The organism is Pseudomonas sp. AC355, from assembly GCF_979258205.1.
In genome coordinates this window covers 2,880,980-2,905,369 of record NZ_OZ409843.1, presented here as the reverse complement: position 1 = coordinate 2,905,369, position 24,390 = coordinate 2,880,980, and the positions used below count along the sequence as shown (strand labels likewise).

Here is a 24,390-nt window from a genome sequence, read left to right as displayed (position 1 = left end):
CACATGTTGCAACCAAAGCGTACGAAGTTCCGCAAGCAGATGACAGGCCACAACCGTGGTCTGGCACAGCGCGGTAGCAAAGTCAGCTTCGGCGAGTTTGCGCTGAAGTCTGTTGCCCGCGGTCGTCTCACCGCCCGTCAGATCGAGTCCGCTCGTCGTGCTCTGACTCGTCACGTTAAGCGTGGCGGGAAAATCTGGATTCGCGTGTTCCCTGACAAGCCAATTTCCAAGAAGCCTCTCGAAGTGCGGATGGGTAAAGGCAAGGGTAGCGTCGAGTATTGGGTAGCCCAGATCCAGCCAGGTAAAGTCCTGTACGAGATCGAAGGCGTTTCTGAAGAGTTGGCGCGTGAGGCTTTCGCCCTGGCTGCTGCAAAGCTGCCGCTCGCCACCACTTTTGTTAAGCGGACGGTGATGTGATGAAGGCGAATGAACTTCGTGAAAAATCAGCACAGCAGTTGAACGAGCAGCTGCTCGGCCTGCTGCGCGACCAGTTCAATCTGCGTATGCAGAAAGCAACTGGCCAGTTGGGGCAGTCTCACCTGCTCTCGCAAGTTAAGCGCGACATCGCTCGTGTGAAGACTGTGCTCAACCAGCAGGCAGGTAAGTAATCATGGCTGAAGCCGAAAAAACAGTCCGTACGCTGACTGGCCGTGTTGTCAGCGACAAGATGGACAAGACCATCACCGTACTGATCGAGCGTCGCGTTAAGCACCCGATCTACGGTAAATATGTCAAGCGTTCGACCAAGCTGCACGCGCACGACGAAAGCAATCAGTGCAAGATCGGCGACAAAGTTTCGATTACCGAAACACGTCCGCTGGCCAAGACCAAGTCTTGGGCTCTGGTTGAAGTTCTCGAACGCGCAGTGGAAGTCTAAGGACTAGGGGTCGGAGAAATTATATGATTCAGACTCAATCCATGCTCGATGTGGCCGACAACAGTGGTGCACGCCGCGTCATGTGCATCAAGGTGCTGGGTGGCTCGCATCGCCGCTACGCTGGCATCGGCGACATCATCAAGGTCACCGTCAAGGAAGCAATTCCGCGCGGCAAAGTGAAGAAAGGTCAGGTCATGACCGCGGTTGTGGTTCGCACCCGTCACGGCGTTCGCCGTGCCGACGGTTCGATCATCCGCTTCGACGGCAACGCTGCTGTTCTTCTGAACAACAAGCAAGAGCCGATTGGTACCCGTATCTTCGGGCCAGTGACCCGTGAACTTCGTACTGAGAAGTTCATGAAGATCGTCTCGCTCGCCCCTGAAGTGCTTTAAGGAGATCCGACATGCAAAAGATTCGTCGTGACGACGAGATCATCGTGATCGCCGGCAAAGACAAAGGTAAGCGCGGTAAGGTGCTCAAGGTTCTCGCTGACGACCGTCTGGTCGTCGGTGGTATCAACCTGGTGAAGCGTCATACCAAGCCGAACCCGATGTCGGGCGTTCAAGGCGGTATCGTCGAGAAAGAAGCGCCGCTGAGTGCTTCCAACGTTGCCATTTTCAACGGCGAAACCAACAAGGCTGATCGCGTTGGTTTCAAAGTTGAAGACGGCAAGAAAATTCGTGTCTTCAAGTCCACCCAGAAGCCGGTTGGCGCTTGAGAATCATAGGTAAAACACCATGGCACGACTAAAAGAGATTTACCGGAAGGAAATCGCGCCCAAGCTGAAGGAAGAACTGAAGCTGGGTAACGTGATGGAAGTTCCGCGCATCACCAAGATCACCCTGAACATGGGCTTGGGCGAAGCGATCGGTGATAAGAAAATCATCGAGCACGCAGTTGCCGACCTCGAGAAGATTACCGGTCAGAAAGTCATCGTGACTTATGCCCGTAAGTCGATCGCTGGTTTCAAAGTTCGTGAAGGCTGGCCGATTGGCGTCAAGGTTACTCTGCGTCGCGAACGTATGTACGAGTTCCTGGATCGTCTGCTGTCTATCTCCCTGCCGCGCGTGCGTGACTTCCGCGGCCTGAATGCCAAGTCCTTCGATGGTCGTGGTAACTACAGCATGGGCGTGAAAGAGCAGATCATTTTCCCGGAAATCGATTACGACAAGATCGATGCGCTGCGTGGTCTGGACATCACTCTGACCACTACCGCCCGTTCGGATGATGAAGGCCGCGCTCTGCTGCGTGCTTTCAAATTCCCGTTCCGTAACTGATTGGAGTAGGAACATGGCCAAGACGAGCATGAAAAACCGCGAGCTGAAGCGTCAGCTCACGGTCGCCAAGTACGCCAAAAAGCGTGCCGAGCTGAAAGCTACCATCGTCAATCCGGAAGCCTCTCCGGAAGCGCGTTGGGAAGCTCAGGTCGCCCTGCAGAAGCAACCCCGTGATGCCAGCGCTTCGCGCCTGCGCAACCGCTGCCGCATCACTGGTCGCCCGCACGGTGTCTTCCGCAAGTTCGGTCTGTCGCGCATCAAGCTGCGTGAAGCAGCCATGCGTGGCGACGTACCAGGTCTGGTTAAAGCCAGCTGGTAAGCCGCTGCGGAAACCGCCGGAGTTAGCTCCGGCGGACAAGCAATATGAATCAAGCCCCTTTTGGGGCTTGATTCATTTTTGATCAGTCTCTAGAATGCCCGGCTCGCCTGAGTCCGGATTTCCGTGAGTTCTGGTGATTCTTAGCCGAGAGGCTAATTCTTTTTGTATCAGGAGCGTCTAGCCCATGAGTATGCAGGACCCGTTAGCGGACATGCTAACTCGTATCCGTAATGCCCAGATGGCTGAAAAGTCCGTCGTAAGCATGCCTTCTTCTACCCTGAAGGTGGCCGTAGCCAAAGTTCTCAAAGACGAAGGTTATGTTGCGGGTTATCAGATCAGCGGCGAAGCAAAGCCGCAGCTGTCCATCGAGCTTAAGTACTTCGAAGGCCGTCCGGTTATCGAAGAAGTGAAGCGCGTCAGCCGTCCTGGCCTTCGCCAGTACAAATCCGTCGATGATCTGCCGAAAGTTCGTGGCGGTCTCGGTGTTTCCATCGTCTCCACCAACAAAGGTGTGATGACGGACCGCGCTGCGCGCGCTGCCGGTGTCGGCGGCGAAGTGCTTTGCACTGTGTTCTAAGGGGGGATAAGCATGTCTCGCGTTGCTAAAAACCCCGTCAAGCTGCCAGCTGGTGTAGAGATCAAACTCGCCGGCCAACAGCTTTCGGTGAAGGGTGCCAAGGGCGCTCTGGAACTGAACGTTCACTCGTCCGTTGAAGTTCTGCAAGAATCCGGTGAGCTGCGTTTCGCTGCTCGCAATGGTGATCAGCAGACTCGTGCGATGGCTGGTACTACCCGTGCATTGGTTAACAACATGGTCATCGGCGTAAGCCAAGGCTTCGAGCGCAAGCTCCAGCTGGTGGGTGTTGGTTACAAGGCACAGGCCAAGGGCCAGGTACTCAATCTGGCGTTGGGCTTCTCTCACCCTATCGACTATCAACTGCCGGAAGGCGTTGTGGCCGAAACCCCGAACCAGACCGAGATCCTCATCAAGGGTGTCGACAAGCAGCTGGTTGGTCAGGTTGCTGCGGAGATTCGTGATTTCCGTCGTCCTGAGCCTTACAAGGGCAAAGGTGTTCGTTACGCTGACGAAGTCGTCCGCCGTAAAGAAGCCAAGAAGAAGTAAGGGGCTAGGAAATGACCGACAAAAAAGTTACTCGTCTGCGTCGCGCTCGCAAAGCACGCCTGAAAATGCACGAGCTCGAAGCCGTGCGTCTCTGCGTGTACCGCTCTTCGCAGCACATCTATGCCCAGGTCATCTCGGCCGACGGCAGCAAGGTTCTGGCCAGCGCCTCTACCTTGGACAAAGCACTGCGTGACGAAGCCACTGGCAACGTTGACGCGGCCAAGAAAGTTGGTGAGCTGGTTGCTGAGCGTGCGAAAGCCGCAGGTGTGACTCAGGTTGCATTCGACCGTTCTGGCTTCAAGTACCACGGCCGCGTCAAAGCGCTGGCTGATGCTGCTCGTGAAGGCGGGCTGGAGTTCTAAGTTATGGCAAATAACGACCAAAAGCGCGACGAAGGCTATATCGAGAAGCTGGTTCAAGTGAACCGCGTTGCCAAGACCGTTAAAGGCGGCCGTATCTTCACTTTCACCGCGTTGACCGTGGTAGGTGATGGTAAGGGTCGTGTAGGTTTCGGCCGTGGCAAATCTCGTGAAGTGCCGGCTGCTATCCAGAAAGCTATGGAAGCTGCTCGTCGCAACATGATTCAAGTCGATCTGAACGGCACCACCCTGCAGTACGCAATGAAGTCCGCCCATGGCGCTTCGAAGGTTTACATGCAGCCTGCTTCCGAAGGTACCGGCATCATCGCTGGTGGCGCAATGCGTGCCGTCCTGGAAGTCGCCGGTGTGCAGAACGTTCTGGCCAAGTGCTACGGCTCTACCAACCCTGTGAACGTGGTTCATGCCACTTTCAAAGGTCTGAAGGCTATGCAGTCTCCGGATTCGGTTGCAGCCAAGCGTGGCAAGAGTGTCGGGGAGATTCTCTAATCATGGCTAATACCGTCAAAGTGACTCTGATCAAGAGCACCAATGGCCGTTTGGCCAACCATAAAGCCTGCGTCAAGGGTCTTGGCCTGCGTCGCATCAATCACACCGTCGAAGTTCTGGATACCCCAGAAAATCGCGGCATGATTAACAAGGCTTATTACCTTCTCCGTGTGGAGGGTTGATCCATGTACCTGAACGATTTGAGTCCAGCGCCGGGTTCCCGTCGCGAGAAGCACCGTCCGGGCCGTGGTATCGGTAGTGGCTTGGGTAAGACTGGTGGCCGTGGCCACAAGGGTCAAACCTCCCGCTCCGGTGGCACTATTGCTCCGGGTTTCGAAGGCGGCCAGCAGCCTCTGCACCGTCGTCTTCCTAAGTTCGGTTTCGTGTCTCTGAAAGCTATGGATCGCGCAGAAGTGCGTACTTCCGAGCTGAACAAGATCGAAGGCGACGTAGTTACTCTGCAAGCGCTGAAGGATGCCAATCTGATTAATCAAAACGTACAGCGTGTGAAAGTCATGCTGTCCGGTGAGATTACTCGTGCGGTCACCCTTAAAGGTATCGCCGCCACCAAAGGTGCGCGCGCGGCTATCGAAGCAGCTGGCGGTAAGTTCGAGGAATAAATGGCTAAGCAAGGTGCTCTCTCTGCGCTGGCTGGTGGCGGGTTGTCCGAGCTCTGGGCTCGTCTGCGCTTTCTGTTCATGGCGATCATCGTCTATCGAATCGGTGCGCATATCCCAGTTCCAGGCATAAACCCTGATCGTCTGGCTGATCTGTTTCGACAGAATGAGGGACCATTCTTAGCTTGTTCAACATGTTTTCCGGCGGCGCGCTGGAACGGATGAGCATCTTTGCACTGGGGATCATGCCGTACATCTCGGCATCGATCATCATGCAGTTGATGACCGCCGTCAGTCCGCAGCTGGAACAGTTGAAGAAGGAAGGTGAGGCTGGTCGTCGCAAGATCAGTCAATACACCCGCTACGGCACCTTGATCCTGGCTTTCGTCCAAGCTATCGGCATGTCCGTTGGTCTGGCGAGTCAGGGTGTAGCGTTTTCGGTCGATTTCGGCTTCCACTTCGTTGCAGTCACCACGTTTGTGGCGGGTGCGATGTTCATGATGTGGTTGGGCGAACAAATCACCGAGCGCGGTGTTGGCAACGGTATTTCGATGCTGATTTTTGCGGGCATCGTAGCCGGTCTGCCGTCGGCGATTGGGCAGTCTTTCGAGTCTGCTCGGCAGGGCGATATCAATATCTTCGCCCTCATCGCCATCGGTTTGTTGGCAGTAGCGATTATCGGTTTTGTGGTGTTCATTGAGCGTGGCCAGCGTCGTATAGCTGTGCACTACGCCAAGCGTCAGCAGGGCCGCAAGGTCTTCGCGGCGCAGACCAGCCACCTGCCGTTGAAGGTGAACATGGCGGGCGTAATCCCGGCCATTTTCGCTAGCAGCCTTCTGTTGTTCCCGGCCTCGCTGGGTGCCTGGTTTGGTCAGTCCGAAGGTATGGGCTGGCTGCAGGATATTTCGCAGGCTATCGCTCCTGGTCAGCCGTTGAACATTTTGCTGTTTAGTGCAGGGATCGTTTTTTTCTGCTTCTTCTACACAGCGCTGATGTTCAACCCGAAAGACGTAGCGGAAAACCTGAAGAAGTCCGGTGCCTTTATTCCGGGTATCCGTCCCGGTGAGCAGTCTGCACGCTATATCGATGGCGTTCTGACTCGCTTGACCATGTTCGGTGCTCTGTACATGACGGCCGTATGCTTGTTGCCCCAGTTCCTGGTGGTGGCGGCCAACGTACCGTTCTACCTTGGCGGGACCTCGTTGCTGATCGTGGTAGTGGTTGTGATGGACTTCATGTCGCAAGTACAATCGCACCTCGTTTCGCACCAGTACGAATCCCTGATGAAGAAAGCCAACCTGAAGGGCTACGGCAGCGGCATGCTCCGCTGAAGTGTCCATAAGGTTCGAGGAGTTGGTGATGAAAGTTCGTGCATCGGTGAAAAAGCTGTGCCGTAACTGCAAAATTATTCGCCGTGAAGGTGTTGTGCGGGTGATTTGCAGCTCGGAACCGCGTCACAAACAGCGCCAAGGCTGAGTGTGATCGAAGCTATAAGCCCGGCAGCTAGTGCGCTGCCGGGTTGATTATTTGTTTCTACAGCGATAATATCTTGCGCCCCATTTCTTGGCTTCCGGGGCGTAGGTAGCTGTCAATTGGAGTTCCACTGAATGGCCCGTATTGCAGGCGTTAACATTCCGGATAACAAGCACACTGTTATCTCGTTGACCTACATCTTTGGTGTTGGTCGCACCACCGCACAGAAAATCTGTGCAGCTACCGGTGTAAATCCGGCGGCAAAGATCAAAGATCTCTCTGACGAGCAGATCGAGCAGCTGCGTGGTGAAGTCGCCAAGGTTAATACCGAAGGTGATCTGCGCCGTGAAGTGAACATGAAAATCAAGCGCTTGATGGATCTGGGCTGCTACCGCGGTCTGCGTCATCGTCGCGGCCTCCCGGTGCGCGGTCAGCGTACCAAGACCAACGCGCGCACCCGTAAGGGCCCGCGTAAGCCGATCCGCAAGTAATCGCGTTCGCGAATCGACAGGAATTTAGTCATGGCAAAACCTGCTGCTCGTACTCGTAAGAAAGTCAAAAAGACGGTGGTTGATGGCATCGCCCACATCCACGCTTCTTTCAACAACACAATCGTGACCATTACCGACCGTCAAGGTAACGCCCTGTCTTGGGCTACCTCCGGTGGCTCGGGTTTCCGCGGTTCTCGCAAGTCCACCCCGTTCGCTGCCCAGGTGGCTGCTGAGCGTGCTGGTCAAGCTGCGCTGGAATATGGCCTGAAGAACCTCGACGTAAACGTCAAGGGCCCAGGTCCGGGTCGTGAGTCCGCAGTCCGTGCTCTTAACGGTTGCGGTTACAAGATCGCCAGCATCACCGATGTGACGCCCATCCCGCATAACGGATGCCGTCCTTCGAAGAAGCGTCGCGTGTAATCAGGAGACAGTGAGAAATGGCTCGTTACATTGGTCCCAAATGCAAACTGTCTCGTCGTGAAGGCACAGATCTTTTCCTGAAAAGCGGCGTTCGCGCCCTGGAATCGAAGTGCAACCTCGAAGCAGCCCCAGGTATTCACGGCCAGCGCCGTGGCCGTCAGTCCGACTACGGCACCCAGCTGCGTGAGAAGCAAAAAGTTCGTCGTATCTATGGCGTACTCGAGCGTCAATTCAGCGGTTACTACAAAGAAGCTGCCGGCAAGAAAGGCGCTACTGGTGAGAACCTGCTGCAACTGCTCGAATGCCGTCTGGATAACGTTGTTTACCGCATGGGCTACGGTGCTACCCGCGCTGAGTCCCGTCAGCTGGTTTCGCACAAAGCGATCAGCGTTAACGGTAAAACTGTAAACGTACCGTCGTACCAGGTTAAAGCTGGCGACGTGGTTGCAGTTCGTGAGAAATCGAAGAATCAGCTGCGCATCGTTCAAGCTCTCGAGCTGTGTGCCCAGCGTGGCCGCGTTGAATGGGTAGATGTAGACACCGAGAAGAAGTCTGGCGTTTTCAAAAGCGTCCCGGCTCGTGGTGATCTCTCCGCTGACATCAACGAAAGCCTGATTGTCGAGCTCTACTCCAAGTAAGGGCTAGAAAATAGGTGCATCCATGCAGATTTCGGTAAATGAGTTCCTGACCCCCCGCCATATCGATGTGCAGGTGGTCAGTCCGACCCGCGCCAAGATCACTCTCGAGCCTCTCGAGCGTGGTTTCGGCCATACCCTGGGCAACGCGCTGCGTCGCATCCTGTTGTCCTCCATGCCTGGCTGTGCAGTAGTCGAGGCCGAGATTGATGGTGTACTCCATGAGTACAGCGCCATCGAAGGTATTCAGGAAGACGTAATTGAAATCCTGCTTAACCTTAAAGGTCTGGCAATCAAGCTGCACGGTCGAGACGAAGTTACACTGACTCTGGCGAAGAAGGGCTCTGGCGTCGTAACCGCTGCCGATATTCAGCTGGATCATGATGTTGAAATCGTCAATGGCGACCACGTAATCGCCAACCTGGCCTCTAATGGCGCGTTGAACATGAAGCTCGTCGTAGCTCGTGGTCGCGGCTATGAGCCAGCTGATTCGCGCCAGAGTGATGAAGACGAAAGCCGCAGCATTGGTCGCTTGCAGCTCGACTCTTCCTTCAGCCCGGTGCGTCGCGTGTCGTACGTGGTGGAAAACGCTCGTGTTGAGCAGCGTACCAACCTGGACAAACTGGTTATCGACCTCGAGACCAACGGTACCCTGGATCCTGAAGAGGCCATCCGTCGTGCTGCAACCATTCTGCAACAGCAGTTGGCTGCATTCGTCGACCTCAAAGGTGACAGCGAGCCTGTTGTAATCGAACAGGAAGACGAGATCGATCCGATCCTGCTTCGCCCGGTTGATGACCTGGAACTGACCGTTCGTTCGGCCAACTGCCTCAAGGCAGAAAACATCTACTACATCGGTGACCTGATCCAGCGCACCGAAGTAGAGCTGTTGAAAACGCCGAACCTGGGCAAGAAATCCCTGACTGAAATCAAGGACGTTCTGGCTTCCCGTGGTCTGTCCCTCGGTATGCGCCTCGACAACTGGCCGCCGGCAAGTCTGAAGAAAGACGATAAGGCTACTGCCTGATCGTCATCATCACCGAACGTGAAGTTTGGTAAGGAATTGAACCATGCGTCATCGTAAAAGTGGACGTCACCTGAGCCGTACCAGCTCTCACCGTAAAGCTATGTTTCAAAACATGGCGGTGTCGCTGTTCGAGCACGAGTTGATCAAAACTACCCTGCCGAAAGCCAAGGAACTGCGCCGCGTTGCCGAGCCGCTGATCACCCTGGCCAAGGAAGACAGCGTTGCCAACCGTCGTCTGGCTTTCGACCGTACTCGTTCGAAAGAAATCGTCGGTAAACTGTTCAACGATCTGGGTAAGCGCTACGCCACCCGTCAGGGCGGTTACCTGCGTATCCTCAAGTGCGGTTTCCGCGCTGGCGACAATGCTCCGATGGCTTATGTTGAGCTGGTTGACCGTCCGGTCGGCGGCGCAGTAGAAGCTGCCGAGTAAGGCATCGTTGCAAGAAGAACCGGGCTTAGGCCCGGTTTTTTTATGCCTCATTTTTAGTTAAAAACTATCGGTCTGTAAGGCCTTATTCATTTGAGAGTTCGCTATCGCTCGTCGATACTCAATGCCAATCCCGCTCAGTCGGGAACGATTAGGCTTGGTAAGGAGATAGACGATGAGTGAGAAGACTGAAGGCAAATGCCCTTTCTCAGGGAGCGCTTCCGAGAAAACACCGAAGCATACCGCTGGCGGCGGCACCGGTAACCGCGACTGGTGGCCGAACCAGCTGCGTGTCGACCTGCTGCACCAGCACTCCTCCAAGTCCAACCCATTGGGCGAGACTTTCGACTATGCCGAAGCTTTTCAGTCGCTTGATTACGAGGCGCTGAAAAAAGATTTGCGTGCATTGATGACCGACACGCAGGACTGGTGGCCGGCCGACTTCGGCCACTACGGCCCGCAATTCATCCGCATGGCCTGGCACGCCGCCGGCACCTACCGTACCGGCGATGGCCGCGGCGGCGCAGGGCGTGGGCAGCAGCGTTTCGCACCGCTCAACAGCTGGCCGGACAACGTCAATATCGACAAGTCGCGCCGCCTGCTGTGGCCGATCAAGCAGAAGTATGGCCAGAAGATTTCCTGGGCCGACCTGCTGGTGCTCACCGGTAATGTCGCCCTTGAGACTATGGGCTTCCGGACTTTCGGCTTTGCTGGCGGACGTGTGGACACGTGGGAGCCGGATCAGGACGTCTACTGGGGTACCGAGAAGACCTGGCTGGGCGGCGATAGCCGCTATGGCAAGGGTGCGGCCGGCGATAATGACGATACAGGCGTGGTCGTGGCCGATGAAGAGCTGCATGGCCAGGAGCATGATCGCACCGACGACCAGGGGCGCAACCTGGAAAATCCGCTCGCTGCCGTGCAGATGGGGCTGATCTACGTCAACCCTGAAGGCCCAGAGGGAAATCCCGATCCGCTCGCGGCGGCCCATGACATCCGCGAGACTTTCGCGCGCATGGCCATGAACGACGAAGAAACTGTCGCGCTGATCGCCGGTGGCCATACCTTCGGCAAGACCCATGGCGCCGGGCCGGCGGACAACGTCGGCGCCGAGCCCGAGGCCGCCGGTCTCGAGGAGCAGGGCCTGGGCTGGGCGAGCGCATTTGGCAGTGGCAAGGCCGGCGATGCGATCACCAGTGGCCTGGAAGTGACCTGGACGACCACGCCTGCGCAGTGGAGCAACAACTTCTTCGAGAACCTGTTCAAGTTCGAGTGGGAGCTGACCAAGAGCCCGGCGGGCGCCCACCAGTGGGTAGCCAAGGGCGCGGATGCGATCATTCCTGATGCGCACGATCCTTCGAAGAAGCATCTGCCGACCATGCTGACCACCGACCTGTCGCTGCGTGTCGACCCCGCATACGAGAAAATCTCCCGACGTTTCCTGGAGAACCCGCAGGCATTCGCGGAAGCATTCGCCCGCGCCTGGTTCAAGCTGACCCACCGTGACCTCGGTCCGAAGTCGCGCTACTTGGGGCCGGAAGTACCGAAGGAAGACCTGCTCTGGCAAGACCCACTGCCGGCCGTCCATCACCCATTGATTGACGATGCTGACGTCGCGGCGCTCAAAGAACGTGTACTGGCCTCTGGTCTTTCGGTGTCCGAGCTGGTCGGAACGGCCTGGGCTTCGGCGTCTACCTTCCGTGGATCCGACAAACGCGGCGGTGCCAATGGTGCACGTCTGCGCCTCGCGCCACAGAAGGAGTGGGCCGCCAACCAGCCTGAGCAGCTGGCCAGCGTTCTGGCGATTCTTGAGGGTATCCGTGGCGAGTTCAACCGCACCGCCACCGGCGGCAAGCAGTTGAGTCTGGCCGATCTGATCGTGCTGGCCGGTAGTGCCGGTATCGAGCAGGCCGCCAGCAAGGCCGGTCACGCGGTAAGCGTACCGTTCTCTGCCGGGAGGGTAGATGCCTCGCAGGAGCAGACTGACGTCGAGTCCTTCGCTGTGCTCGAACCGATCGCCGACGGTTTCCGCAACTACCTCAAGGGGCGCTACAGCGTGCCTGCCGAGGCGTTGCTGATCGACAAGGCGCAGCTGTTGACCTTGACCGCGCCGGAATTGACGGTGCTGATCGGCGGCCTGCGTGCGATCAATATCAACGTGGGTGGAGCGGGCCATGGGGTGTTCACCGTCAAGCCGGGGGCGCTGAGCAACGACTTCTTCGTCAACCTGCTCGACATGGGCACGGCGTGGAAGGCAGTGCCGGGTAATGACAACCTTTATGAAGGACGTGACCGCAAGAGCGGTGAGCTGAAGTGGACTGGCACCCGTGTCGATCTGGTGTTCGGCTCCAACGCCATCCTGCGTGCTCAGGCGGAAGTCTATGCCAGTGCCGACGCTCGCTTCATCGAGGACTTCGTGGCGGCATGGACCAAGGTGATGAACCTCGACCGTTTCGATCTTGCCTGACGGCTGACCGGGCGCCCGCCCGGTCTTTCGAGTCGATACAGCCAGCGCCTCCTTAATGGAGGCGTTGTGCTTTTTACTTGACCGTAGCGTATGTGGAGCGGAGCATTCATCCATTCCACCGAGTGCAGCAAGGATTCCTAGGCATGAAAGGCCATATTGAAGTTATCGATTATCTGAAAGTGCTGCTCAAGGGTGAGCTGGCGGCGCGCGATCAGTACTTCATTCACTCGCGGCTTTACGAGGACTGGGGTTTCAGCAAGCTCTACGAGCGCATCAATCACGAGATGGAAGAAGAGACGCAGCACGCTGACGCGCTGCTCAAGCGCATCATCTTCCTCGAGGGTGTGCCGGACATGGTGCCCGACGCCTTCACCTTCGGCCAAACCGTGCCCGATGCGCTGAAGCTGGATCTGGCGCTGGAGTACCAGGTGCGTGCTGCGCTGAGCAAAGGCATCGAGCTGTGCGAGCGGCATCAGGATTACCAGAGCCGCGATATTCTGCTGCTGCAGCTCAAGGATACCGAAGAGGATCACGCCTACTGGCTGGAGATTCAGCTGCAGCTGATCGGCAAGCTGGGCCTGGAAAAGTATCTGCAGGGCCAGATGTAAATCGCAGGCAAGAAAAAGCCCCGCACATGCGGGGCTTTTTCGTTAGCGAGGGTGATCAGGCCCTGTCACGCTCCAGCAGCGGCTTGAGGAAGTGCCCTGTGTGTGATTGCGGCATTTCCGCAACCTCTTCCGGCGTACCGTAGGCGATGATCTGGCCGCCTTTGGAGCCACCCTCCGGACCTAGATCCACCAACCAGTCGGCGGTCTTGATCACGTCTAGGTTGTGCTCGATCACCACGACGGTGTTGCCGTGATCGCGCAGGCGGTGCAGCACGTCCAGCAACTGCTGGATATCGGCGAAGTGCAGACCAGTGGTCGGTTCGTCGAGGATGTACAGGGTCTTGCCGGTATCACGCTTGGACAGCTCGCGTGACAGCTTGACCCGCTGCGCCTCGCCCCCGGAAAGAGTGGTCGCCGATTGCCCGAGCTTGATGTACGAAAGGCCCACGTCCATCAATGTCTGCAGCTTGCGCGCCAGCGCCGGCACTGCATCGAAGAAGCCACGGGCGTCTTCGATGGTCATCTCCAGCACTTCGTGGATGCTCTTGCCCTTGTACTTGATCTCCAGCGTTTCGCGGTTGTAACGCTTGCTCTTGCACACGTCACAGGGCACGTAGATATCCGGCAGGAAGTGCATCTCCACCTTGATCAGACCATCGCCCTGGCAAGCCTCGCAGCGCCCACCCTTGACGTTGAATGAAAAACGGCCAGGACCGTAACCCCGCGAGCGGGATTCAGGCACGCCGGCGAACAGCTCGCGAATCGGCGTGAACAGCCCGGTGTAAGTGGCCGGGTTTGAACGTGGCGTACGTCCGATCGGGCTCTGATCGATATCCACGACCTTGTCCAGATGCTGCAAGCCGTCGATGCTGTCGTGAGTTGCTGCTTCCAGCGTAGTGGCGCCGTTCAGGGCGGTGGCGCTGAGCGGAAATAGGGTGTTGTTGATCAGCGTCGACTTGCCTGAGCCGGATACGCCCGTCACGCAGGTCAGCAAGCCGATGGGAATATCCAGGTTGACGTTCTGCAGGTTGTTACCGCGAGCGCCTTTGATTTTCAGCGACAGCTTCTTATCACGCTGTGTGCGTTTGGCCGGTACGGCGATCTTCTTGCGACCTGACAGGTACATGCCGGTCAGCGAGTCCGGGTGAGCCATGACTTCGGCGGCGGTACCTTCTGCGACGATCTGGCCGCCATGCACGCCAGCGCCTGGGCCGATATCGACCACGTAGTCGGCCATGCGGATTGCGTCCTCGTCGTGCTCGACCACGATCACCGTGTTACCTATATCGCGCAGGTGGCGCAGGGTGCCGAGCAGGCGTTCGTTATCGCGCTGGTGCAGACCGATGGAGGGCTCGTCGAGGATGTACATGACACCCACCAAACCGGCGCCGATCTGGCTGGCCAGACGGATACGCTGCGCCTCGCCACCGGACAGGGTATCGGCGCTGCGATCCAGGGTCAGGTAGTCGAGGCCGACGTTGACCAGGAACTGCAGGCGTTCGCAGATTTCCTTGAGAATCTTGCTGGCGATCTCACCACGTCGACCTTCCAGGGTCAGGCTGCCGAAGTAGTCGCTGGCCGAACCGATCGGCATTCCAGTGACCGCTGGCAGGGTCTTTTCACCGACCCACACGTGGCGAGCCTCGCGGCGCAGGCGAGTGCCACGGCAGTCCGGGCAGGGCTGGGTGCTGAGGAACTTGGCGAGTTCTTCACGCACGCTGGTCGATTCGGTCTCGCGATAGCGCCGCTCGAGGTTGGGCACGATGCCTTCGAACGGATGCGAGCGCTTGACGATATCGCCACGGTCGTTGAGGTACTTGAAGTCGACGTTCTGCGATCCGCTACCGGCGAGAATCACCTTCTGGTGATCACTGTCCAGCTCTGCGAAGGGTTTCTCCAGGCTGAAGCCATAGTGGGAGGCCAGGGAGCCGAGCATTTGGAAGTAGTAGACGTTACGTCTGTCCCAGCCGCGTATTGCGCCTTCGGCCAGGGTGAGCTCACCGTTGACCAGGCGTTTGTTATCGAAGAACTGCTTCACACCCAGACCGTCGCAGGTCGGGCAGGCCCCAGCCGGGTTGTTGAAGGAAAACAACTTGGGTTCCAGCTCGCTGATCGAGTGACCGCAAACCGGGCAGGCGAAGCGCGCGGAGAAGATGATTTCTTCACCTTCTTCGCCCTCCATCGGCGCGATCAGCGCCAGCCCGTCGGCCAGCTTGAGGGCCGTCTCGAAGGATTCGGCCAGGCGCTGCTGCAGATCGCCGCGGGCTTTGAAGCGGTCGACCACGGCATCGATGCTGTGCTTCTTCTGCTTGTCGAGCTTCGGTAGTTCGTCCAGCTCATAGAGCTTGCCGTTGACCCGTACGCGCACGAAACCCTGGGCGCGTAGTTCGTCGAACACGGCGAGGTGCTCGCCTTTGCGCTCGCGAATCACCGGGGCCAAGAGCATCAGCTTGCTGCCTTCGGGCAGGGCAAGCACCTGGTCGACCATCTGGCTGACGGTTTGCGCTTCCAGTGGCAGGTCGTGATCCGGGCAGCGTGGTTGGCCAGCTCGGGCGTAGAGCAGGCGCAGGTAATCGTAGATCTCGGTGATGGTGCCGACCGTCGAGCGTGGGTTGTGCGAGGTCGATTTCTGCTCGATGGAGATGGCTGGCGACAAGCCTTCGATGGTGTCGACGTCAGGCTTTTCCATCATCGACAGGAATTGCCGGGCGTAGGCCGACAGCGATTCGACGTAGCGGCGCTGGCCCTCTGCGTACAGGGTGTCGAAGGCCAGGGACGACTTGCCCGAGCCAGACAGACCGGTGATCACGATCAGCTTGTCGCGTGGCAGGGTCAGGTCGATGTTCTTGAGATTATGGGTGCGTGCACCCCGGATCAGAATCTTGTCCAAAACAGCCTCGCGTGGCGGGCGGATAAACCGCCGAGTATACGGGGGGCGACAGCCGTGCGGCAAAGCGCCGCTGCTGTGCCCGTAGGGCTTCGACTGGTAGAATCGCCGGCTTGTTTCAACAGGTTATCGACGATGCGCGATTCGCACAGCGAACGCATGAGTGGCGCGGAGACTCGGGCAGCCGGTGGGCTGGCACTGGTGTTCGCATTCCGCATGCTGGGCATGTTCATGGTACTGCCGGTATTGGCTACCTATGGGCAAGAGCTCGCCGGTTCAACCCCGGCCCTGATCGGCTTGGCCATTGGCGCCTATGGTCTGACCCAGGCCTTTCTGCAGATCCCCTTTGGCGTGCTGTCCGATCGTATCGGTCGGCGACCGGTGATCTACTTCGGCCTCGTGGTGTTCGCCGCGGGTAGTCTGCTGGCAGCCAATGCCGATTCCATCTGGGGGGTGATCGCCGGTCGCGTGCTGCAGGGTGCAGGGGCGATTTCCGCGGCGGTGATGGCGCTATTGTCCGACCTGACCCGTGAGCAGCACCGTACCAAGGCCATGGCCATGATCGGCATGAGCATCGGCCTGTCCTTCGCCGTCGCCATGGTGGTCGGGCCACTGCTGACCCGCGCGTTCGGGCTGTCCGGCCTGTTTCTGGCCACCGGCGCCATGGCTCTGCTGGGGATCATCATCGTTGCCGGCATGGTGCCTGCCAGCACCGGGCAGCTGCAGCACCGTGAATCGGGGGTCGCCAAGCAGGCGCTGTGGCCGACCCTGAAACATCCTGACCTGCTGCGTCTGGACTTTGCCATCTTCGCATTGCACGCCATCCTGATGGCCAGCTTCATCGCCCTGCCTCTGGCGCTGGTGGAGCAGGGCGGCCTGCCCAAGGAGCAGCACTGGTGGGTTTACCTAACCGCTCTGCTCGGTGGTTTTTTCCTGATGGTGCCTTTCATCATTTACGGCGAAAAGAAGCGCCAGATGCGCCGCGTGCTGATCGGCTCGGTGATCGTACTGCTTTGCTGTGAACTGTATTTCTGGGCGTTCGGCCATGGTTTGCGCAATCTGGTGCTTGGTATCGTGGTGTTCTTCACCGCGTTCAACCTATTGGAGGCCTCGCTGCCATCGCTGATCAGCAAGGTGGCACCAGCGGGCGGCAAAGGCACTGCCATGGGCGTTTATTCGACCAGCCAGTTCCTCGGCTCGGCCCTTGGCGGCATCATGGGCGGCTGGCTGTATCAGCATTACGGGTTGGCCGGCGTGTTCGGCGGCTGTGCGCTGTTGACGCTTCTTTGGCTTGCCTTTGCTGTTACTATGCGCGAACCGCCGTATGTAACCAGCCTGCGTTTGCCGCTATCGATCGCGGCGTTGCAGGAAGCAGGCTTGGCCGAGCGAATTCAGGCAGTGCCCGGAGTGGCGGATGCCGTAGTGGTGGCCGAAGAGGCTGCCATCTATGTGAAAGTGGATACCCAACAATTGGATCGCACGTCGCTGCAGCGCTTGATCGAAGCGGCGCCGGTGACGTGCTGAAAGTAGGAGAGCGTTATGGCCCGTGGGGTTAACAAAGTTATTCTGGTCGGTACCTGCGGACAGGATCCGGAAACGCGCTATCTGCCCAGCGGCAATGCCGTGACCAACCTGAGCCTGGCTACCAGCGAGCAGTGGACGGACAAGCAGACTGGGCAGAAGGTCGAAAAGACCGAGTGGCACCGCGTTTCGCTGTTCGGCAAGGTTGCGGAAATTGCCGGTGAGTATCTGCGCAAGGGTTCTCAGGTCTACATCGAGGGCAAGCTGCAGACCCGCGAGTGGGAAAAAGACGGTGTGAAGCGTTACACCACCGAAATCATCGTCGACATGCAGGGCACCATGCAGCTGCTTGGCGGCCGTCCAGACAACGCTGGCGGTGGCGACTCCGCCCCGCGTCAGTCGCGCCCGGCACCGCAGCGCGAGCCGCAGCAACAGGCTCCGCGTCAGTCCGCTCCGCAGCAGCAGCAGAAGCCGCAGCCGGCTCAGGACTACGACAGCTTCGATGACGATATCCCGTTCTGATCGTCAGCCGTGACAGCAAAAGGCCCCGCAATGCGGGGCCTTTTCCGTTCTGCTTGTTGCCCGCGTTTAGGCAGGGCTGAAGAGGCGTTTACGCAGCAGACCCTGGCAGATCCATAACACCAGCGCGATGCTGATGCCGCACAGGTTGGCAAGAACGTCCAGCTGGCTGAATTCGCGACTAGGCTGCAAGTAGTGCTGCAGCCATTCCAGTAGCGGCGCCTGGATGTAGAGCAGGCTCCACAGCAGCCAGCCGGGTACCGTAGGGAAGGCGATACGGCTGACCAGTGACAGGCCGGCAAAGGCCAGCAGGTGCAGGAACTTGTCCGATTCGTCGAACAGATCCGGCGGTGGCTCGGGGCGGAACAGGCCGTAGGCGAGCACCGCACAGCAGGCCAGGAACATCAGCTTTCTCAAATTTTTCGTCCTTTCATTGTCTCTTTGCTTGGCACTATGACCACTGCATCCGGCTCGGGTTGCCGGCGATGCCGATTGGGTGATCAGGTGTCCTCGATCCATCGATGGGCGTCAAGGTTGTGCGTGGTTGATGACGCCGCGGGGTAAAAACAGCAAAATGCAGGCCATAGGGCTGAACCGTCCGGGATCTGCCGAGAATTTAGCGGTTGGCGCGCCATTGCGCGGTGCACGCTTAAACCCGATTGTGGAGCCTCTAGTTTCGTTATGCGCATGCGCCTGTTGTTGCTGGGTGGTGGCAGTACGCTGGGTCGGGCGTTGATTCGCCTGGGAGCCGAAGAAGATATCGGTTTCCTCGCACCCCGTCCGCCGGCCCAGGGTTGGGATGCCGCCAGCCTGACTCAGTTGGTCGACGATACCCGCCCCGATGCGGTGATCAACCTCGCCTATTATTTCGACTGGTTTCAGGCCTCGCAGGTCAGCGAGGAGCGCTTCGTCGCTCAGGAACGTGCTGTGGAGCGCCTGGCTGAGCTGTGTCAGCACCATGATATTCGTCTGCTGCAGCCCTCCAGCTATCGCGTGTTCGATGGCGCCCGCGCCACTGCATACAGCGAGAAGGATGAGGCGCAGCCCCTTGGCCTGCGTGGGCAGGTGCTGGCGCGCATGGAACAGAGCGTTCGCGCCCTGTGCCCGCGGCATGTGTTGCTGCGCTTCGGCTGGGTGCTCGATGACAGCCCGGACGGGTTGCTGGCGCGCTTCCTGGTTCGAGCCGAGCGTGCAGAGGCGCTATTCCTGGCCGATGATCGGCGGGGCAATCCGACTCCGGTAGACGATGCTGCGCGGGTCATCCTGGCCGTGCTCAAGCAGCTCGACTGCGCCGCGCCGCTGTGGGGCACCTATCACTATGGTGGGCATGAGGCGACCACGTCGCTGGCGCTCGGCCAGGCGATCCTGAGCGAAGCCAGGCACATCCGTCAAAACCTCCTCGAGGACATCTCCGGCCAGGCCCACGCCGTGCGCGGGGATGCCGCTGATGAGCCGCAGCACGGGGTGCTGTCGTGCAAGAAGATCCTTCACACTTTCGGCGTCAAGCCGCGCGCTTGGCGTGCCGGTCTGCCGAGCCTGCTGGAGCAGTACTATCGTCATGTCTGATCAACCCATTCTCGTTACCGGCGGTGCCGGTTTCATCGGCTCCAACCTGGTCGACGCCCTTCTGGCGCGTGGCCATAGCGTTCGCGTGCTGGACAATCTGTCCATGGGCAAGCTGGCCAATCTGCCGGTGGATGATCCACGGCTGACCTTCATCGAAGGTAATGTGGCGGACGCGGGGCTCGTCAGTCGGGCCGTTGCCGGGTGTGGCGCAGTGGTGCATCTCGCTGCCGTGGCGTCGGTGCAGGCATCGGTGGACGATCCGGTCAGCACCCACCAGAGCAACTTCATCGGTACTCTGAATATCTGCGAAGCGATGCGCGAGCACGGCGTGCGCCGCGTTGTATTCGCCTCCAGCGCCGCGGTGTACGGCAACAATGGCGAAGGTCAGGCGATCGATGAAAACACCGCCAAGACACCGCTGACCCCCTATGCGGCCGACAAGTTGGCCAGCGAGCATTACCTGGAGTTTTACGCGCGTCAGCATGGCCTGGAACCGGCGATCTTCCGCTTCTTCAACGTTTTTGGCCCGCGTCAGGATCCGTCCTCGCCGTATTCCGGGGTGATCAGCATCTTCACCCAGCGTGCCCAGCAGGGCCTGCCGATCAGTGTGTTCGGTGACGGCGAGCAGACCCGCGATTTCTTCTATGTCGCCGATCTGGTCGAGTTGCTGCAGCAGGCGCTGGACGCCAAGCAGGTGGCACAGGGCGCGGTGAATGTCGGATGGAACGAGACGGTGAGCCTCAAGCAACTGCTGGCGCAGATCGGCGAATTGCTTGGCGGCCTGCCGGCAGTTACCTACCTCGATCCACGCGCGGGTGATATCCGTCATTCCCGTGCAGACAATGGTCGCCTGGCCGAGCACTACCAGTTGCCGGCGCAGACCACACTGCGCGATGGGTTGGCTGCTTTGCTCAATAGCTGAGTCGTCAGATACCAGAAAGCAGAAAGCCGGCGTTGCCGGCTTTATGCGTTTTAGGGGGGCTTGGCAGCTGTGCACGGACTTTCGACCTGGGCAAATGGCCGCTACAAGGCGAAAGCGGACGGTGAGCAGAGCTTTTGTGGGAGAGGCTTTAGCCTCGATTTTGCCTAGCTAGGCGTAAAGAGCTCGCGGCTAAAGCCCCTCCCACGAGATCGAGAACGGCCGCTCCCGCCACATTGCGCTCGTAAGCAGGTTCCTAGAACTTGTAGCCCAGGCCAACCATGTACACGAACGGATCGACGTCGACGTCTACCTTGGCGCGTACGCCGAGGCCGGGGTGATCGACGTAGGCCGTGGTGTCGATGTCGATGTAGCGCGCCTGGGCGTTGACCAGCAGGTTGTCGGTGAGCATGTAGTCGGCACCGACCTGCCAGGCCAGGCCCCAGGAATTCTTCGCCCGGAAATTATCGAAGCCGGCTGTGCTGGCGCGGCTGCCCACGTGTTCGTCGTAGATCCAGGTGTAGTTGATGCCAGCGCCGACATAGGGCTGGAACACCGATTTCGAGTCGAGCGGGTAGTAGACGACGCTCAGGGTCGGTGGCAGGTGTTTCAAGGTGCCGAGTTTGCCGTTGGCGGCATCCAGCGCGGTGCCCTTGATCTTCACGTCATGTTCGAACGGCGTGGCGGCGAGTAACTCGATGCCGATGTTGTCGGTGAGCATGTAGGCGAAGTTGAGGCCCAACTGAGTGTCGCTGCTCATGGTCGCCTTGCCGTCCAGGTCAGTGCCGGCAAGGCCGCCGCGGTCCACCTTGACCGTGGAGCTGTCGGCTTTCGGGTTGACCGTGATGGCGCCAGCGCGAATGAGGATATCTCCGGCCTGGTGCGCCTGCGCCGCAGGGGCAGCCAGCGCCAGGGCGATCAGAGGGGCAGAGAACAGCGACTTGTACATGGTGAGCTCCTAACGGGTCATGCGAGTAATCTCGGATGACGTCAGGTTAGGGCGCATGGCGAAGCGTCCTTTGACTCAGCTCAATGCTCGTGGACTGCAAGGTGCGACTTTTTGCCACGATGTCAGTTGGCCGGCAGCTCGTACGGGTAGATCTTGTCCGCTGCCATCTGATAACCGACTTCGGCCAGGTCGCTGCTGCTGTGCTCGACCTTCACTGGGCCCTCGATCCAGAACGGCTGATACAGCGCGTCGAGCAGCACGCCCAGTTCGGCGGTGACATGGATGATCTGGTTGGACGGCGGTGGCGGCACATGGATGCAGGCGCCGAAGTAGGGCACCAGCAGGAACTCGGTGACGCGGCCCTCCTCGGTCACGTCCAGCGGCACGATATAGCCCGGAATCTTGACTTGCTGGCCGTCCATCTCCTTGACTACTGGAGCCGATGGGAACTGCTGCAAGGAGACAGCTCCCCCTTCTGAAAGTGCATCGCCCAACTGTGACATGTCGTGCATCGGCGTCATCTGGGCGACCTGGGGCGGTGCGTCCTTGGGGATCAGTTCCTGCCAGTTCAGTGTGCGCAGTTCGGCCGCCCATAGCGGAGCCGCTAGGGTCATGAGAAGGGCGATGAGCAGAGCGCGAAGCATGACACTACCTCTTGATTGAAAACGGAGCCGCTGCCGGCTCCGAATATATTCAGAGGCGGATAGACAGGCCATCTGCCAACGACTGCCGATAGGCCCGCCAGGCCGGCACGCAGCCCATCAGCAGAGCGGCCGCCAGAATAGCGCCGAGCAGCGTCCACTCATAGGGTGTCGGTGCACTCAATGGCAGATACAGCCCGTAGTTGGCCTGCACATAGCTCTGTGCGCTGGCGATGCTGCTGTACAGCAGGGCGACACCGGCGACGACGCCCGCCACGGCCAGGGAGAAGGCTTCGAGGATCAGCAGGCTGGCGACGTGCCACGGCCGCGCCCCCACCGAACGCAGGATGGCCATCTCCCGGCGCCGCTCGTTGAGGCTGGTGAGGATGGCCGTGAGCATGCCGATCAACCCCGTCAGTACGACAAACAGCGACACCACGAACAGCGCCTTTTCTGCCGTGCCCATCAGGCTCCACAGCTCTTGCAAGGCAACGCCAGGGAGAATCGCCAGCAGCGGTTCGCCGCGGTACTCGTTGACCTCGCGCTGTACTGCGAAGGTGGCGATCTTGCTCTTCAGACCGAGCATCACCGCGGTGATGGCCTTGGGCTGCAGGTTCATCTCCCGAGCCTGGTCGGCGCTTATCTTGCCGGCGCCGCGGGCAGGTACGCCGTTCTGCCAGTCGACGTGTAGCGACTCCATGCCCTCCAGGGAAATATGCAGGGTGCGATCCACCGGCGTACCGGTCCGGGCGAGGATGCCGCTGACCACGAACGGCTTGTCATCGTGTTGCTGCAGGCTGATGGCCGCCACGCCATGGGACAGCACCAGTTTGTCGCCGAGCTTGTAGTTCAGGGCCTGGGCCACTTCGGCGCCAAGCACCACGTCGAACAGATCGTGAAAGCGTTCGCCCTGGGCAACCTGCAATGCCTGGCCGCGACCGTAGTGGTAATGGTCGAAATAACCCGCGTCGGTGCCCATCACCCGGTAGCCACGGTGCGAGTCGCCCAGGGAAATCGGGATGGCCCAGTCGACCTGGCGGTGCGCGGCGAGCTTCTCGAAACTGTCCCAGCGGATGTTGTTGGTGGCGTTGCCGATACGGAATACCGAGTACAGCAGCAGGTTCACGCTGCCGGAGCGGGCACCTACGATCAGGTCGGTACCACTGATGGTATTGGCGAAACTGGCGCGTGCTTCGGTGCGCACCCGCTCCACGGCGAGCAGCAGACACACCGACAGGGCGATGGCGAAGACCGTGAGCAGAGCGGTGAAGCGGCGGTTGGCCAGGCTGGCCAGAGCGAGTCGTAACAGGAACACCTCAGACCTCCTGGGGTTTGCTGGCGCGGTTGAGCTCGGCCAGCGACAGGCTGCGGTCGAACAGCGGGGCCAGGCTCTGGTCGTGGCTGACGAACAGCAGGCTGGCGCCGACATCACGGCATTCGCCGAACAGCAGTTCGAGGAAGGCTTGGCGTGCATCGGCGTCCAGTGCCGAGGTCGGTTCGTCGGCGATCACCAGTTCCGGTTGGCCGATCAGTGCGCGGGCCGCCGCTACGCGTTGCTGTTGGCCGATGGACAGCGAATCCGCGCGCCGTTCGAGCAGCTCCGGGCGCAGGCCGAGGTGCTCCAACAGTTTCGCCGCCGCCTGATCAACGCTGCCATAGCGCTGCGCCGCGCGTTGTGCACGGAGGCTGGAGAAACGGCAGGGCAGTTCGACGTTGGCGCGAACGCTGAGGAACGGCAGCAAGTTGAATTGCTGAAAGATGTAGCCGGTGTGGTCGACACGGAAACGATCCCGGCGCGCGGCCGAGAGGGCGGCGAGATCCTCGCCGAGTAGGCGAATGTTGCCTCGGCCAGGCTTCTGCACGCCGCCGAGCAGGCCGAGCAGGGTGGTTTTGCCGCTGCCGCTGGGGCCCTTGAGAAACAGGGTTTCGCCGCGCTGCAGGTGAAAATTCGGGATATCCAGAAGCTCGTCCTGGCCGGGCCAGGCGAAACCGAGGTCGGTGAGTTCGATCAGTGCTGAGGTCATGGGGGCTGCTGGCGATGGAGGTGACGGGGGCAAGTGTGCCAGTCATGGGCGCGAAATGCTGACCCGAGGGGTGTTGCAGGACGTGTGCGAATGCGGATGCCTCCTGCTGGAGGCATCCGCCAAGCCGATCAGAGCGTCAGTTGTGCATTGGCCGGCGTCGACTCGACACCCTGCTGGCCGCTTGGGCCGATCAGTTGCACGTTGATCTTCTGGGTCGCCGGGAACTGTTTGTAGAAGGCCGACAGGTCAAGTGTCTTCAAGGCGTCCGGCTGTTTGCAGGTGAAGCTGTAGTCGGCATCGATATCGCTGTGCTCGTGGTGATGCTCGTCGCCGTCAGCATGTTCATCGTGGTCGTGGTCGTGGTCGGCTTCAGCGTTGCCGAACAGCGGGCTTTGCAGTTCATGCTCGGTGAGGCTGCAACCGGCAGCAGCGGGCAGGCCGAACAGCGCGAGTGGTTTTTCCAGCAGAGCGCGAGCGGCGGCGACGGTTTTCTTGTCGGCCTCGCTGGTTGCGGCGTGCTCGAAGCCGACGATGTTCATGGCCGGGCTTTCCAGTTCGATCTCCAGCTCGTTGCCCTCGAGCGCGACGTTCAGCGTGGCGACGCCATGCTCATGCTTGCCGAGGCTGCCGTGTTCATGGTCGTGATCGTGGTCATGGTTCTGCGCGTGAGCAGCGGCCAAGGGAAGCAGGGCGAAGGGCAGGGCGAGCAATAGGCGGCGCATGAAAAGGCTCCGATG

At 59.4% G+C, this 24,390-nt stretch carries 32 protein-coding genes and 1 pseudogene; 26 read left to right on the top strand and 7 right to left on the bottom strand.

The window, feature by feature from the left end; translation table 11 throughout:
* Positions 1–3 precede the first annotated feature (3 nt).
* The 22 genes and pseudogenes from rplP to bfr all read left to right on the top strand — a co-directional run bounded on the left by rplP (position 4) and on the right by bfr (position 12,627).
* Complete coding sequence (gene rplP / locus ACZ0AI_RS13810; protein ID WP_090255798.1) at positions 4–417, top strand: 50S ribosomal protein L16; 414 nt, start codon at positions 4–6, stop codon at positions 415–417.
* Entirely contained in the window at positions 417–608 is a 192-nt protein-coding gene (gene rpmC / locus ACZ0AI_RS13805) for a 50S ribosomal protein L29 (RefSeq protein ID WP_002555481.1), read from the top strand. Before rplP ends, rpmC begins: the two co-directional genes overlap by 1 nt.
* Before the next feature lie 2 nt (positions 609–610).
* Positions 611–877, top strand: a complete 267-nt coding sequence (gene rpsQ / locus ACZ0AI_RS13800; protein WP_131182239.1) for a 30S ribosomal protein S17 — start codon at positions 611–613, stop codon at positions 875–877.
* A gap of 23 nt (positions 878–900) precedes the next feature.
* On the top strand, positions 901–1,269 hold the full coding sequence (rplN, locus tag ACZ0AI_RS13795; protein WP_002555479.1) for a 50S ribosomal protein L14: 369 nt from the start codon (positions 901–903) through the stop codon (positions 1,267–1,269).
* Positions 1,270–1,280: 11 nt separating this feature from the next.
* Entirely contained in the window at positions 1,281–1,595 is a 315-nt protein-coding gene (gene rplX / locus ACZ0AI_RS13790) for a 50S ribosomal protein L24 (RefSeq protein ID WP_225838188.1), read from the top strand.
* Between the two features lie 19 nt (positions 1,596–1,614).
* Positions 1,615–2,154: a 50S ribosomal protein L5 gene (gene rplE, locus ACZ0AI_RS13785; RefSeq protein ID WP_090243100.1), complete on the top strand. Its 540-nt coding sequence runs from the start codon at positions 1,615–1,617 to the stop codon at positions 2,152–2,154.
* A gap of 13 nt (positions 2,155–2,167) precedes the next feature.
* Positions 2,168–2,473 carry a 30S ribosomal protein S14 gene (gene rpsN, locus ACZ0AI_RS13780; protein ID WP_225838190.1) on the top strand — a complete coding sequence of 102 codons (306 nt, stop codon included), beginning with the start codon at positions 2,168–2,170 and terminating at the stop codon, positions 2,471–2,473.
* A gap of 184 nt (positions 2,474–2,657) precedes the next feature.
* Positions 2,658–3,050, top strand: coding sequence for a 30S ribosomal protein S8 (gene rpsH, locus ACZ0AI_RS13775; protein WP_463562375.1), 393 nt, complete (start codon positions 2,658–2,660; stop codon positions 3,048–3,050).
* 12 nt (positions 3,051–3,062) lie between these two features.
* The gene (gene rplF, locus ACZ0AI_RS13770; protein WP_463562374.1) at positions 3,063–3,596 is read left to right on the top strand and encodes a 50S ribosomal protein L6; all 534 of its coding nucleotides are present in this window, start codon (positions 3,063–3,065) and stop codon (positions 3,594–3,596) included.
* A gap of 11 nt (positions 3,597–3,607) precedes the next feature.
* A complete protein-coding gene (gene rplR, locus ACZ0AI_RS13765; RefSeq protein WP_225838192.1) occupies positions 3,608–3,958 on the top strand; it encodes a 50S ribosomal protein L18 in 351 nt (116 codons plus the stop codon).
* Between the two features lie 3 nt (positions 3,959–3,961).
* The gene (gene rpsE, locus ACZ0AI_RS13760) at positions 3,962–4,462 is read left to right on the top strand and encodes a 30S ribosomal protein S5 (RefSeq protein WP_225838194.1); all 501 of its coding nucleotides are present in this window, start codon (positions 3,962–3,964) and stop codon (positions 4,460–4,462) included.
* A 2-nt stretch (positions 4,463–4,464) separates the two neighbouring features.
* Positions 4,465–4,644, top strand: coding sequence for a 50S ribosomal protein L30 (rpmD, locus tag ACZ0AI_RS13755; RefSeq protein ID WP_013789769.1), 180 nt, complete (start codon positions 4,465–4,467; stop codon positions 4,642–4,644).
* A gap of 3 nt (positions 4,645–4,647) precedes the next feature.
* Positions 4,648–5,082 carry a 50S ribosomal protein L15 gene (gene rplO / locus ACZ0AI_RS13750; RefSeq protein WP_013789770.1) on the top strand — a complete coding sequence of 145 codons (435 nt, stop codon included), beginning with the start codon at positions 4,648–4,650 and terminating at the stop codon, positions 5,080–5,082.
* Positions 5,083–6,410: pseudogene (secY, locus tag ACZ0AI_RS13745) on the top strand (preprotein translocase subunit SecY).
* A gap of 28 nt (positions 6,411–6,438) precedes the next feature.
* Positions 6,439–6,555 (top strand): 50S ribosomal protein L36, encoded by a 117-nt coding sequence (rpmJ, locus tag ACZ0AI_RS13740; protein ID WP_046788135.1) that lies wholly within the window; start codon positions 6,439–6,441, stop codon positions 6,553–6,555.
* 131 nt (positions 6,556–6,686) lie between these two features.
* Positions 6,687–7,043: a 30S ribosomal protein S13 gene (gene rpsM / locus ACZ0AI_RS13735; RefSeq protein ID WP_010487012.1), complete on the top strand. Its 357-nt coding sequence runs from the start codon at positions 6,687–6,689 to the stop codon at positions 7,041–7,043.
* A gap of 30 nt (positions 7,044–7,073) precedes the next feature.
* The gene (gene rpsK, locus ACZ0AI_RS13730) at positions 7,074–7,463 is read left to right on the top strand and encodes a 30S ribosomal protein S11 (protein WP_013789773.1); all 390 of its coding nucleotides are present in this window, start codon (positions 7,074–7,076) and stop codon (positions 7,461–7,463) included.
* Between the two features lie 17 nt (positions 7,464–7,480).
* Positions 7,481–8,101: a 30S ribosomal protein S4 gene (gene rpsD / locus ACZ0AI_RS13725; protein WP_070882618.1), complete on the top strand. Its 621-nt coding sequence runs from the start codon at positions 7,481–7,483 to the stop codon at positions 8,099–8,101.
* A 22-nt stretch (positions 8,102–8,123) separates the two neighbouring features.
* Complete coding sequence (locus ACZ0AI_RS13720) at positions 8,124–9,125, top strand: DNA-directed RNA polymerase subunit alpha (protein ID WP_131182235.1); 1,002 nt, start codon at positions 8,124–8,126, stop codon at positions 9,123–9,125.
* Between the two features lie 43 nt (positions 9,126–9,168).
* Positions 9,169–9,555 carry a 50S ribosomal protein L17 gene (gene rplQ, locus ACZ0AI_RS13715; RefSeq protein ID WP_116549740.1) on the top strand — a complete coding sequence of 129 codons (387 nt, stop codon included), beginning with the start codon at positions 9,169–9,171 and terminating at the stop codon, positions 9,553–9,555.
* Positions 9,556–9,727: 172 nt separating this feature from the next.
* A complete protein-coding gene (gene katG, locus ACZ0AI_RS13710) occupies positions 9,728–12,019 on the top strand; it encodes a catalase/peroxidase HPI (protein WP_463562373.1) in 2,292 nt (763 codons plus the stop codon).
* Between the two features lie 143 nt (positions 12,020–12,162).
* Positions 12,163–12,627, top strand: coding sequence for a bacterioferritin (bfr, locus tag ACZ0AI_RS13705; protein WP_225838200.1), 465 nt, complete (start codon positions 12,163–12,165; stop codon positions 12,625–12,627).
* A 55-nt stretch (positions 12,628–12,682) separates the two neighbouring features.
* Here bfr and uvrA read toward each other — a convergent pair whose 3' ends face one another.
* On the bottom strand, positions 12,683–15,517 hold the full coding sequence (gene uvrA / locus ACZ0AI_RS13700) for an excinuclease ABC subunit UvrA (protein ID WP_463562372.1): 2,835 nt from the start codon (positions 15,515–15,517) through the stop codon (positions 12,683–12,685).
* Between the two features lie 132 nt (positions 15,518–15,649).
* On the opposite strand from uvrA, the gene ACZ0AI_RS13695 reads away from it, so the two are divergent.
* Positions 15,650–17,038 carry an MFS transporter gene (locus ACZ0AI_RS13695; protein WP_463562371.1) on the top strand — a complete coding sequence of 463 codons (1,389 nt, stop codon included), beginning with the start codon at positions 15,650–15,652 and terminating at the stop codon, positions 17,036–17,038.
* Between the two features lie 15 nt (positions 17,039–17,053).
* On the top strand, positions 17,054–17,557 hold the full coding sequence (locus ACZ0AI_RS13690; RefSeq protein ID WP_463562370.1) for a single-stranded DNA-binding protein: 504 nt from the start codon (positions 17,054–17,056) through the stop codon (positions 17,555–17,557).
* A 66-nt stretch (positions 17,558–17,623) separates the two neighbouring features.
* Here the strand turns inward: ACZ0AI_RS13690 and ACZ0AI_RS13685 are convergent, their stop codons facing one another.
* Entirely contained in the window at positions 17,624–17,971 is a 348-nt protein-coding gene (locus ACZ0AI_RS13685) for a VanZ family protein (protein ID WP_463562369.1), read from the bottom strand.
* Positions 17,972–18,235: 264 nt separating this feature from the next.
* Between ACZ0AI_RS13685 and ACZ0AI_RS13680 the strand changes: the two genes are divergently transcribed.
* Together ACZ0AI_RS13680 and ACZ0AI_RS13675 are read left to right on the top strand one after the other, a co-directional pair.
* Positions 18,236–19,120, top strand: a complete 885-nt coding sequence (locus tag ACZ0AI_RS13680; RefSeq protein ID WP_463562368.1) for a sugar nucleotide-binding protein — start codon at positions 18,236–18,238, stop codon at positions 19,118–19,120.
* Entirely contained in the window at positions 19,113–20,042 is a 930-nt protein-coding gene (locus ACZ0AI_RS13675) for an NAD-dependent epimerase/dehydratase family protein (RefSeq protein WP_463562367.1), read from the top strand. The genes ACZ0AI_RS13680 and ACZ0AI_RS13675 overlap by 8 nt, the downstream gene beginning before the upstream one ends.
* A 253-nt stretch (positions 20,043–20,295) precedes the next feature.
* On the opposite strand, the gene ACZ0AI_RS13670 is transcribed toward ACZ0AI_RS13675, so the two are convergent.
* From ACZ0AI_RS13670 to ACZ0AI_RS13650, 5 genes are all read right to left on the bottom strand, one after another.
* The gene (locus ACZ0AI_RS13670) at positions 20,296–20,988 is read right to left on the bottom strand and encodes an OmpW/AlkL family protein (RefSeq protein WP_463562366.1); all 693 of its coding nucleotides are present in this window, start codon (positions 20,986–20,988) and stop codon (positions 20,296–20,298) included.
* Between the two features lie 122 nt (positions 20,989–21,110).
* Positions 21,111–21,632 (bottom strand): DUF3299 domain-containing protein, encoded by a 522-nt coding sequence (locus ACZ0AI_RS13665; protein ID WP_463562365.1) that lies wholly within the window; start codon positions 21,630–21,632, stop codon positions 21,111–21,113.
* A gap of 49 nt (positions 21,633–21,681) precedes the next feature.
* A complete protein-coding gene (locus ACZ0AI_RS13660) occupies positions 21,682–22,944 on the bottom strand; it encodes an ABC transporter permease (RefSeq protein WP_463562364.1) in 1,263 nt (420 codons plus the stop codon).
* Position 22,945: 1 nt separating this feature from the next.
* On the bottom strand, positions 22,946–23,653 hold the full coding sequence (locus ACZ0AI_RS13655) for an ABC transporter ATP-binding protein (RefSeq protein WP_042553295.1): 708 nt from the start codon (positions 23,651–23,653) through the stop codon (positions 22,946–22,948).
* Positions 23,654–23,781: 128 nt separating this feature from the next.
* Positions 23,782–24,375 carry a DUF2796 domain-containing protein gene (locus tag ACZ0AI_RS13650; protein ID WP_463562363.1) on the bottom strand — a complete coding sequence of 198 codons (594 nt, stop codon included), beginning with the start codon at positions 24,373–24,375 and terminating at the stop codon, positions 23,782–23,784.
* Positions 24,376–24,390 lie beyond the last annotated feature (15 nt).